Annotated in this window: 9 protein-coding genes and 1 pseudogene; 8 read left to right on the top strand and 2 right to left on the bottom strand. The window is 71.8% G+C overall.

Annotated elements, in window-relative coordinates; translation table 11 throughout:
• The 5 genes and pseudogenes from manB to ACIPXC_RS34660 form a co-directional block, all read left to right on the top strand.
• A pseudogene (gene manB / locus ACIPXC_RS34680) lies at positions 1–477 on the top strand (phosphomannomutase/phosphoglucomutase); the annotation flags it as partial.
• A gap of 268 nt (positions 478–745) precedes the next feature.
• Positions 746–928, top strand: coding sequence for a Trm112 family protein (locus ACIPXC_RS34675; protein ID WP_046778971.1), 183 nt, complete (start codon positions 746–748; stop codon positions 926–928).
• 111 nt (positions 929–1039) lie between these two features.
• Positions 1040–2173, top strand: coding sequence for an SIS domain-containing protein (locus ACIPXC_RS34670; RefSeq protein ID WP_401626401.1), 1134 nt, complete (start codon positions 1040–1042; stop codon positions 2171–2173).
• Positions 2174–2212: 39 nt separating this feature from the next.
• Entirely contained in the window at positions 2213–3373 is a 1161-nt protein-coding gene (manA, locus tag ACIPXC_RS34665; RefSeq protein WP_401626398.1) for a mannose-6-phosphate isomerase, class I, read from the top strand.
• Positions 3374–3445: 72 nt separating this feature from the next.
• Positions 3446–4369: a cation diffusion facilitator family transporter gene (locus tag ACIPXC_RS34660; RefSeq protein ID WP_401626395.1), complete on the top strand. Its 924-nt coding sequence runs from the start codon at positions 3446–3448 to the stop codon at positions 4367–4369.
• A 94-nt stretch (positions 4370–4463) separates the two neighbouring features.
• Here ACIPXC_RS34660 and lepB read toward each other — a convergent pair whose 3' ends face one another.
• Complete coding sequence (gene lepB / locus ACIPXC_RS34655) at positions 4464–5150, bottom strand: signal peptidase I (RefSeq protein ID WP_401626392.1); 687 nt, start codon at positions 5148–5150, stop codon at positions 4464–4466.
• 314 nt (positions 5151–5464) lie between these two features.
• On the opposite strand from lepB, the gene ahcY reads away from it, so the two are divergent.
• The gene (gene ahcY, locus ACIPXC_RS34650; RefSeq protein WP_401626389.1) at positions 5465–6901 is read left to right on the top strand and encodes an adenosylhomocysteinase; all 1437 of its coding nucleotides are present in this window, start codon (positions 5465–5467) and stop codon (positions 6899–6901) included.
• Between the two features lie 98 nt (positions 6902–6999).
• Positions 7000–7620, top strand: coding sequence for a hypothetical protein (locus tag ACIPXC_RS34645; RefSeq protein WP_401626386.1), 621 nt, complete (start codon positions 7000–7002; stop codon positions 7618–7620).
• 13 nt (positions 7621–7633) lie between these two features.
• Here ACIPXC_RS34645 and ACIPXC_RS34640 read toward each other — a convergent pair whose 3' ends face one another.
• Complete coding sequence (locus ACIPXC_RS34640) at positions 7634–8572, bottom strand: RDD family protein (protein ID WP_401626383.1); 939 nt, start codon at positions 8570–8572, stop codon at positions 7634–7636.
• A 109-nt stretch (positions 8573–8681) separates the two neighbouring features.
• On the opposite strand from ACIPXC_RS34640, the gene ACIPXC_RS34635 reads away from it, so the two are divergent.
• Positions 8682–9689 carry a stage II sporulation protein M gene (locus ACIPXC_RS34635; protein WP_401626380.1) on the top strand — a complete coding sequence of 336 codons (1008 nt, stop codon included), beginning with the start codon at positions 8682–8684 and terminating at the stop codon, positions 9687–9689.
• Positions 9690–10051: the final 362 nt, after the last annotated feature.

The raw sequence follows: 10051 nt of genomic DNA, 5'->3' as shown, positions 1-10051 counted from the left end.
CGGGAGTGCGGCGGTACGCCGGTGCGTACGCGGGTGGGTCATTCCTTCATCAAGGAGGAGATGGCGCGGACGGGTGCGATCTTCGGTGGTGAGCATTCGGCGCACTACTACTTCAGGGACTTCTGGAACGCGGACACCGGGATGCTGGCGGCGCTGCATGTGCTGGCGGCCCTGGGTGGCCAGGACGGTCCGCTGTCGGAGCTGGTGGCTTCCTATGACCGGTATGAGGGGTCGGGGGAGATCAATTCGACGGTTGCGGACCAGGCGGGGCGTGTGGCGGCGGTGAAGGAGTCCTTCGGTGGCCGTGAGGGTGTGGAGCTGGACGAGTTGGACGGTCTGACGGTGACGGGTGCGGACTGGTGGTTCAACGTGCGTGCGTCGAACACGGAGCCGTTGCTGCGGCTGAACGTCGAGGCCCGTGACCCGGAAACCCTGGCCCGCATCCGCGACGAAGCCCTGTCCCTCATCCGCGCCTGAGGTCCGGTCCCGAGGGGGCTGGTCCCCAGCCCCCTCACCCCGCACTCTCCGGCACGGGCCCGCAATTTCAGCCCCGCCGGTGTTTGAGGCGCGGGTCCGGGCGGAGCCCGGCACACGGCGGGAGCCGGGGTTCCCTTCTGCCGGGCCCCAGCGGTCCCAGCGCCCCGGCGGAGCCGGGATACACCCCCGCCCGCCCCAGGCCGCACCGGCGGAGCCCCAGCGGTACGCTGACCACGCCCCATCCGCATCCCCGAAGGGAACCCACCCCATGCCGCTCGAAGCCGGCCTCCTGCAGATCCTCGCCTGCCCCGCCTGCCACGCGCCCCTTGAGGACAAGTCGGCCGACGAGACCCCCGAGCTGCTCTGCACCGGCGAGGACTGCGCTCTCGCCTACCCGGTCCGCGACGGCATCCCGGTCCTCCTCGTGGACGAGGCCCGCCGCCCCGCCTGACCCCACCCGCCTGACCCCACCCGCCTGACCCCACCCGCCTGCCCCGCCCCGCCTGACCCGCACCGCACCACGCGCAGACAGGTTCCCGTCACCCAGCAGCCGGAGGCCGCCATGCTCGACGAGTCGCTCCTCGACGCACCGGACGATCTCGCCCGCGTCGACCGACGGGGCCTGCTCCGCGGCGCGGCCGAGGCCGGGGCCAGAGTCCGTACCGCGGCCCGGCACGCGAGCGAGGCAGGCATCGCCGACCTGCGCCCCGACGGCCGGCCGCGCGCGGTCCTGATCGCCGGGCCCGGCACCGCCGCCACCGGGGTCGCCGACCTGCTCGGCGCCCTCGCGGGCGCCTCCGCGCCCGTCATCCGGCTCGACCCCACCGGGGTCGCCCATGCCGCAGGGGCGCTGCGCTGGTCCCTGCCCGGCTGGGCCGGCCCGGTCGACCTGCTGCTCGTGGCCACCACCGACGGCACCGAGCCCGGGCTCGCCGTGCTCGCCGAGCAGGCCTACCGGCGCGGCTGCACCGTCGTCGCCGTGGCGCCCGAGCGTTCACCGCTGAGCGAGGCGGTGGGCGGCGCGCACGGGCTCCTCGTACCGATGGCGAAGGCCCCGTACCAGGAGTTCGACGAGTCCGCCGCCGCGGGCCCGGGCGCCCTGTGGGCCCTGCTGACGCCACTGCTGCTGCTCCTCGACAAGCTCGGCCTGATCACCGCGGCCCCCGACACCCTCCAGCTCGTCGCCGACCGGCTCGACCGGACGGCCGAACGCTGCGGGCCCGCCATCGCCACCTACTCCAACCCGGCCAAGACCCTCGCCGCCGAGCTGGCGGACTCGCTGCCGCTCATCTGGAGCGAGGGCACCGGCGCCGGCCCCGCGGGCCGCCGCTTCGCCGCCACCCTCGCCGAGCTCGCCGGCCGCCCCGCACTGGCGGCCGCGCTCCCCGAGGCACTGCCCGCCCACGGCGTCCTGCTCGCCGGTGCCTTCGCCGCCGGCGCCGACCCCGACGACTTCTTCCGCGACCGGGTCGAAGAGCCGCAGGCCCTTCGAGCCCGGGTCGTCCTGCTCCGGGACCGGCCGGCCGGCGGTCTCACCGCCGCCCCCGCCGCACGTGAACTCGCCCTCAGCCACGACACGGCGATCAGCGAGATCGAACCGGAGGAAGGCGCCGAGCTGGAGCAGCTCGCCGAACTGCTCGCCGTCACGGATTTCGCCACCGCCTACCTGGCGTTGGCGTCCGGGGGACAGGGCTGAAGCTCGCGCACGCACCCGGATCTATCCAGGAAGACGACGATGGACCGCCTCACCAACACGATCCGCCCCTACGCCTGGGGATCCACCACGGCCCTGCCCGCCCTCCTCGGCGTCGAACCCACCGGTGAGCCCCAGGCCGAGCTGTGGATGGGAGCCCACCCGGGCGCCCCGTCCCGCGTCGACCGCGGCGCCGGCGAAAGGTCGCTCGCGGAGGTCATCGCCGCCGACCCCGAGGGGGAGCTCGGCGCCGCCGCCGTGGCCAAGTTCGGTCCCGGGCTGCCCTTCCTCTTCAAGATTCTCGCCGCCGGCGCCCCGCTCTCCCTCCAGGTCCACCCCGACCTGGCCCAGGCCAGGGCGGGGTTCGAGGACGAGGAGCGGCGCGGGATCCCGATCGACGCGGGCCACCGCAACTACAAGGACCCCAACCACAAGCCCGAGATGATCTGCGCGATCACGACGTTCGACGGGCTGTGCGGCTTCCGCTCCCCGCAGGCGTCCGCGGACCTCTTCGAAGGGCTGGGCGTGGGCTCCCTCAAGCCGTACGCCGATCTGCTGCGCGCCCACCCCGAGGAGGCCGCGCTGCGCGAGGTGCTGACGGCCGTACTCACCGCGGACCGCGAGCAGATGGCCCGTACGGTCACCGAGACCGCCGCCGCCGCCGCGCACCTGGGCGGCGAGTACGCCACGTACGCGGCCCTCGCCCACGAGTACCCGGGGGACCCCGGTGTGCTCGCGGCCATGCTCCTCAACCACGTCCGACTCCAGCCCGGCGAGGCGCTGTTCCTCGGCGCGGGGGTCCCGCACGCCTACTTCGACGGCCTCGGCGTCGAGCTGCTGGCCAACTCGGACAACGTGCTGCGCGCCGGGCTCACCCCCAAGCACGTGGACGTTCCCGAACTGCTGAAGATCGTGCGGTTCGAGCCGAGCGACCCGGCCGTCATGCGGCCCGAGGGCGACGGCGGCGAGGAGGTCTACGAGGCCCCCATCGACGAGTTCCGGCTCTCCCGCTTCCTCCTCGCGCCCGGCGGCGCCCCCCACGTCCTGCCCGACGGCGCCCCACAGATCCTGCTCTGCACGGCAGGCTCCGCGCAGGCCGGCGAACTGGCGCTCACGCCAGGGGGATCGGCCTTCGTACCGGCGGGCGAAAAGGTCGAACTGTCCGGAAACGGGACGGTCTTCCGGGCCACCGTGGTGGTCTGACACGGCGTCCGGTCCAGGGGCTGCAACAATGTGCCGCCGTAGTCACTGGCCCAGGAAGGACACCCTGTACCCATGAGCGCGTCGGGCGGTACCAAGGCGATCGTGGCGGCACTCGCCGCCAACCTCGCCATCGCTGTAGCCAAATTCGTGGCGTTCCTCTTCAGCGGCTCCTCGTCGATGCTCGCGGAAAGCGTCCACTCGGTCGCGGACTCCGGTAACCAGGGCCTGCTGCTCCTCGGCGGGAAGAAGGCCCAGCGCGAGGCGACCCCGCAGCACCCCTTCGGGTACGGGCGCGAGCGCTACATCTACGCCTTCCTCGTCTCCATCGTGCTCTTCACCGTCGGTGGCATGTTCGCCATCTACGAGGGCTACGAGAAGATCCACGACCCGCACCCGATCGAGGCCTGGTACTGGCCCGTCGGCGTCCTGGTCTTCGCGATCATCGCCGAGTCCTTCTCCTTCCGCACCGCGATCAAGGAGTCGAACGAGATCCGCGGCACGCTGTCGTGGACGCAGTTCGTGAAGCGGGCCAAGGCCCCCGAACTGCCCGTGGTGCTGCTGGAGGACCTCGGCGCGCTCGTCGGCCTGGTCCTGGCGCTCGGCGGTGTCGGCCTCGCCCTGCTGACCGGCGACGGCGTCTGGGACGGCATCGGCACCCTGTGCATCGGCGTCCTGCTCATCGCCATCGCGATCGTCCTGGCCGCGGAGACCAAGTCCCTGCTGCTCGGTGAGTCCGCCGGCGTCGAAGAGGTCGAGAAGATCAAGGCGGCGGCCGTCGACGGGGACGTCGTCACCCGCGTCATCCACATGCGCACCCTGCACCTCGGCCCCGACGAACTGCTGGTCGCCGCGAAGATCGCCGTCGAGGGCAACGACACCGCGACCGAGGTGGCCGACGCGATCAACGCCGCCGAGGCCCGCATCCGCGAGGCCGTCCCGATCGCCCGCGTGATCTACCTGGAGCCGGACATCTACCGCCCCGAGCCCGCCAAGTAGTCCCGTACACCAACTCCGTACGCCGAAGGCCCACGCGAGCAGCAGCCCGCGTGGGCCTTCGGCGTACGGACAGGAACCGGCGTACGCGCGGGGACTACGGCACGTCCACCCGCGTGGCGCCCCAGACGGGCCCGGGCGCCTCGGCCGGCCTGCGCCGCCGCACCACGAGCCAGGCGATCCCCAGCCCGAGGGACAGGGGCAGGAGGCAGACCCCGGCGGACATGAGCAGGCCGAGGACCACCATCAGCGGGGACTCCTCGTGCATTTCGGAATCGACCCCGGTCACCGCGGCCAGCGGCAGCGTCCCCTGGTGGTGTTCCTGGTGGAAGCGCGAGTCCTGGGAGTTGCCGCGGTTGTCGCCCAGCACGAACACCCGGCCCTGCGGAACGGAGACGGCGAAGCTCCCCCCGCCGGCCCCGGCGTCGCCGTCGCGCACGTACGGCTCGTCGAGGGGCTTCCCGTTGAGGGTCAGCGTCCGGTCGCCCGTCGCGTAGGCGATGTGGTCCCCGCCCAGCGCCACGACACGTCCGAGGAACGGGCCGTCGTACCCCCACTCGGCCGGGTCGTAGGTGATCACGTCGCCGTGCCGGACCTCACCGGGGTCCTTCTCCACCATGAGCACGCTCCCGACGGGGATCGTGGGCAGCATGTTCTCGCCGAACTGCTTCACCGGGGCGAACCGGGCGAACATGTACGCCAGCGGACCGGCGACCAGCGTGACGCCCAGCACCAGCAGGGCGACCGCCCAGATACCCCGACGCCGTCCAGGCCTGCGTGCCATGAATCCCCAACCCCTCCCGCCAGTACGAACGGCTGGAAGATTACGGTCTGGCCGAAAAGGCGCAGCGAGCGGGGGGCGGGCCCGGACGCCGCGGCATTCGGGCCCGCCCAGTTCTCCGTTCGACTGGGGCCGCCGCCGCCGGTCGGTGTAGATTCGTGGGCAGTGTCAGGCGTCGCTGCTGATGGCGGGTCGGGCGGTCCCTGCGACCGGCCGAGGGGAGAGAGGACCCCCGACGGACTGTGCTCGGTGTCCCGTCCCCAGGACGGCGCACGGACCAGCCGTACCCACCTCTCGAACCATGAGGAGCAGCACCCATGGACTTCAAGGTCGCAGACCTCTCCCTGGCCGCCTTCGGCCGCAAGGAGATCACCCTCGCCGAGCACGAGATGCCGGGCCTGATGTCGATCCGCCGCGAATACGCGGAGGCCCAGCCCCTCGCCGGCGCCCGCATCACCGGCTCCCTGCACATGACCGTGCAGACGGCCGTGCTCATCGAGACCCTCGTCGCCCTCGGCGCCGACGTCCGCTGGGCCTCCTGCAACATCTTCTCCACCCAGGACCACGCCGCCGCCGCCATCGCGGTGGGCCCGAACGGCACCCCGGAGAGCCCGCAGGGCGTCCCGGTCTTCGCCTGGAAGGGCGAGACGCTGGAGGAGTACTGGTGGTGCACCGAGCAGGCGCTGACCTGGCCGAACACCCCCACCGGCGGCCCGAACATGATCCTCGACGACGGTGGTGACGCCACCCTCCTCGTCCACAAGGGCGTCGAGTTCGAGAAGGCCGGCGAGGCCCCGGACCCGTCCACGGCGGACTCCGAGGAGTACGCGCACATCCTCACCCTGCTGAACCGCACCCTCGGCGAGAACCCGCAGAAGTGGACGCAGCTCGCCTCCGAGATCCGCGGCGTGACCGAGGAGACCACCACCGGCGTGCACCGTCTCTACGAGATGATGCAGTCCGGCGACCTGCTCTTCCCGGCGATCAACGTGAACGACGCCGTCACCAAGTCGAAGTTCGACAACAAGTACGGCTGCCGCCACTCCCTCATCGACGGCATCAACCGCGCCACCGACGTCCTCATCGGCGGCAAGGTCGCGGTCGTCTTCGGCTACGGCGACGTCGGCAAGGGCTGCGCCGAGTCGCTCCGCGGCCAGGGCGCGCGCGTCATCGTCACCGAGATCGACCCGATCTGCGCCCTCCAGGCGGCCATGGACGGCTACCAGGTCGCCACGCTGGACGACGTCGTCGAGACCGCCGACATCTTCATCACCACGACCGGCAACAAGGACATCATCATGGCCGCCGACATGGCCAAGATGAAGCACCAGGCCATCGTCGGCAACATCGGCCACTTCGACAACGAGATCGACATGGCCGGCCTGGCCAAGGTCGACGGCATCGTCAAGGACGAGGTCAAGCCGCAGGTCCACACCTGGACCTTCCCCGACGGCAAGGTCCTGATCGTCCTCTCCGAGGGCCGCCTGCTCAACCTCGGCAACGCGACCGGTCACCCGTCCTTCGTCATGTCGAACTCCTTCGCGGACCAGACCCTGGCCCAGATCGAGCTCTTCACCAAGCCCGAGGAGTACCCGACCGACGTCTACGTGCTCCCCAAGCACCTCGACGAGAAGGTCGCCCGCCTCCACCTCGACGCCCTCGGCGTCAAGCTCACCACCCTCCGCCCGGAGCAGGCCGCCTACATCGGCGTCAAGGTCGAGGGCCCCTACAAGCCGGACCACTACCGCTACTGATCACCGGCTGATCAACCGCGGACGGACCTGAAGCAGGCCCCCGGCACACCAGCCGGGAGCCTGCCCCGTATCCCCCGATCCGAAGAAGTGTGCGCACCATGCCCCGCGGCCGATACTCGCTCCACGACCCGCACGACCACACCCCCCTCGCCGAGGAGCACTTCCACTGCGCCCCCGGCCCCTCCGGCTGGCGCTACGTCTCCCAGCTGACCGCCCCGGACGGCGAGCACCGCGGCTCCGTCGACCTGGCGATCGACGAACTCGGCCGCCCCATCCGCCTGGAGGTCAACGCCGCGAGCTGGCAGGTCCGCGGAGCCGCCCTCGACGGCGTCACCTGGGTCCGCACCGACCCCACCGGCACCGAGGCCACCGAGGGCAACATCGCCGCCCCCGGCTTCACCGGCAGCTCCCCGGCCTTCCTGATCGCCACGACCCGCCTGCTGCGCCTCACCCCCGGCGCACCCGCGACCCGCGTCCGCCTGCTCGCCCTGACCGACCCGGTCCTGGCACCCCGTACGGTCGACCAGGCCTGGGCCCTCGTGGCCCGCCAGGATCACCCCACGGACAGCGGCCCGCTCCTGGTGGACGAGTACCGGGTCACCGCCCTGGACACGGGCGAGGTCCACACGGTCCACATCGCCGGCGACGTGGTCCTCTCGGCCCCCGGCATCGAGCTGGAACACCTGGAGACTCCACCCTCGGCCTTCGAGGAGCGGTGAGCCCGCGCCCCGATCAGGCGGGCGGAGCGAACCCACCGGCGCGCGGAGCCTCCACGGGGGCCGTCGGAGCCACCGGCGCGGGGGCGGCGTAGGGCGCCGGCGCCGGGGCGGGAGCCGGGCCCGCGTAGGGCACCGGCCCGAAACCGGGTGCGACCGGCGGGACGGGCACGACCGGCGGGACGGGAGAGGCAGCGGTCGCGGCCGCCGCGTGGAAGGCCCGGGCGGCATCGCGCGACTGACGCTCGTGGACCACGGCCATCAGATAGGCCGCGGCCGGCACCCCCGCCGGCGGCGGCGCCCCCGTCCGAGCCACGAGATCGTCCGCGAGCCGCGCCGCCATCGCCGCGCCCACCTGCGGATCCAGCTGGTTCATACGCGTCAGGTACTGGCGGATCGCCAGCCACAGCCCGTCCGGTACGGCCGACAGGTCCAGCTGGGTGAACCGTCCGGCCAGCCACGGCGGCGGCGCCGGTACCGGCATCACCCGCGCTCCCGGCACCCGTTCCCGGACCACCAGGGTCCCCGCGAACACGTCCCCGAGCCGCCGGCCGCGGGCCGACACCAGCGAGGCGATGGCCGCGACCGTGCCGAAGGTCAGCAGCAGCTCCACCGCCCCGAGGGCCCCGCGCACCAGCGCGTGCCGGAACCGGATCGGCCCGCCGTCGTCGCGTACCACCCGCAGCCCGCAGGCGAGCTTGCCCAGCGAGCGCCCGTGGGACAGGGTCTCCACCGCGATCGGGATGCCGACCAGCAGCAGGAGGAAGCTCGCCACGGCGATGGCCGCCTGGGCCGCCGAATCCAGCGAGGCGGTCGCGAAGGTCAGCCCGACCCCGACCAGCCCGTACACGGTGACGTAGACCGCCAGGTCCAGGAGGATCGCCAGCGCCCGGCTCGGCAGCCTGGCCGGCCTCAGCCCCAGGACGACCGCGTCCCCCGTCACCAGATCGCTCACCACAGCACCTCTCATGTGACCTGCCCCGCCCCTACCGCATCAAGTCTGCCAAGCTGACCACACTAGGAATAGGCAGCGGCCAGGGGACCTGGGCAGGGGAGCGCACCGGATGGATCTCGACGTCTTCGTCACGGCACACCGCGCGGAATGGGACCGCCTGGAACAGCTCCTGGGCCGCGGTCGCAAGCTGACGGGCGAGGAGGTCGACGAACTCGTCGCGCTCTACCAGCGCACCGCGACCCACCTCTCCCTCATCCGGTCCAGCGCACCGGACCCCATGCTCACCGGGCGCCTGACCCAGCTGGTCGCGCGCGCCCGCGCCACCGTCACGGGCACCCGCCGCGCCGGCTGGCGCGATGCCGTCCTCTTCTTCACCGTGGGCTTCCCGGCAGCGGTCTACCGAAGCCGCCGCTGGTGGATACCGACGGCCCTGCTCTCCACGGTGCTCGGCGTGCTCATCGGCTGGTGGATAGCCACGCACCCGGAGGTCCAGGGCGCCATCGCCGCCCCGGAGCAGCTGAAGGAGCTCACGAAGCCGGGCGGCGAGTACGAGACGTACTACTCCAGCAACCCCGCCGGCTCCTTCGCCGCCCAGGTCTGGACGAACAACGCCCAGGCGGCCGCGATCTGCCTGGTCCTGGGTGTGTTCCTGGGGATCCCGGTGCTGTGGATCCTCTTCCTGAACATGGCCAACCTCGGGGTCGGCCTCGGTCTGATGGCGTCCGCAGGCCGACTGGACGTCTTCCTGGGCCTGATCCTTCCGCACGGCCTGCTCGAACTGACGGCCGTCTTCGTGGCGGCGGGCACCGGGCTGCGCCTGGGCTGGACGGTCATCGACCCGGGCCCCCGCACCCGGCGCACGGCCCTCGCCGAACAGGGCCGGGCGGCCCTCGGCATGGCCATCGGCCTCGCCGTGGTCCTCTTCGTCTCGGGCCTGATCGAAGGCTTCGTCACCCCCTCGGGGCTCCCCACCTGGGCGCGCATCACGATCGGCGTGGTCGCCGAGGCGGCCTTCCTGCTCTACGTCTTCGTCCTGGGCGGCAGGGCCGCCCGCGCCGGCGAACTCGGAGACGTGGAGGCCGCCGACCGGACCGCAACGCTCCCGACCGCGGCCTGATGTGCGTACAAGCCTGCTGAGCTGCTATTCTCCTCGTCGTCCCGCAAACGCCGTTGACACGGAACGAGTGGGGAGGTAGATTCGAACGGTTGCCTCGAACTGGACAAGTTCGGCAGTGATGGTTTAAAGTCTTCCTCACCCCACATGGACATCAAGATCCGATCGGGGTACTTCCGACTCCTCATTTCAGGAATTCGAAGCCGGAGAAATCCGGTGGAAAACTTCTGATAGAGTCGGGACCGCCGGAAAGGGAAACGCGAAAGCGGAAACCTGGAAAGCACCGAGGAAATCGGACACGAAAGAGTCTGATAGAGTCGGAAACGCAAGACAGCAGAACGAAAGCCCGGAGGAAAGCCGCAGCC

This window comes from Streptomyces sp. NPDC090021 (assembly GCF_044748225.1).
Taxonomy (GTDB): domain Bacteria; phylum Actinomycetota; class Actinomycetes; order Streptomycetales; family Streptomycetaceae; genus Streptomyces.
The sequence above is the reverse complement of the archived record's forward strand: the minus strand, read 5'-3'. Positions and strand labels throughout refer to the sequence as shown.

Bases quoted from the DNA above. Each gene is read 5' to 3' on its own strand.
- ACIPXC_RS34675 (WP_046778971.1), top strand. From the start codon at position 746: ATGCCGCTCGAAGCCGGCCTCCTGCAGATCCTCGCCTGCCCCGCCTGC.
- ACIPXC_RS34670 (WP_401626401.1), top strand. From the start codon at position 1,040: ATGCTCGACGAGTCGCTCCTCGACGCACCGGACGATCTCGCCCGCGTC.
- manA (WP_401626398.1), top strand. From the start codon at position 2,213: ATGGACCGCCTCACCAACACGATCCGCCCCTACGCCTGGGGATCCACC.
- ACIPXC_RS34660 (WP_401626395.1), top strand. From the start codon at position 3,446: ATGAGCGCGTCGGGCGGTACCAAGGCGATCGTGGCGGCACTCGCCGCC.
- lepB (WP_401626392.1), bottom strand. From the start codon at position 5,150: ATGGCACGCAGGCCTGGACGGCGTCGGGGTATCTGGGCGGTCGCCCTG.
- ahcY (WP_401626389.1), top strand. From the start codon at position 5,465: ATGGACTTCAAGGTCGCAGACCTCTCCCTGGCCGCCTTCGGCCGCAAG.
- ACIPXC_RS34645 (WP_401626386.1), top strand. From the start codon at position 7,000: ATGCCCCGCGGCCGATACTCGCTCCACGACCCGCACGACCACACCCCC.
- ACIPXC_RS34635 (WP_401626380.1), top strand. From the start codon at position 8,682: ATGGATCTCGACGTCTTCGTCACGGCACACCGCGCGGAATGGGACCGC.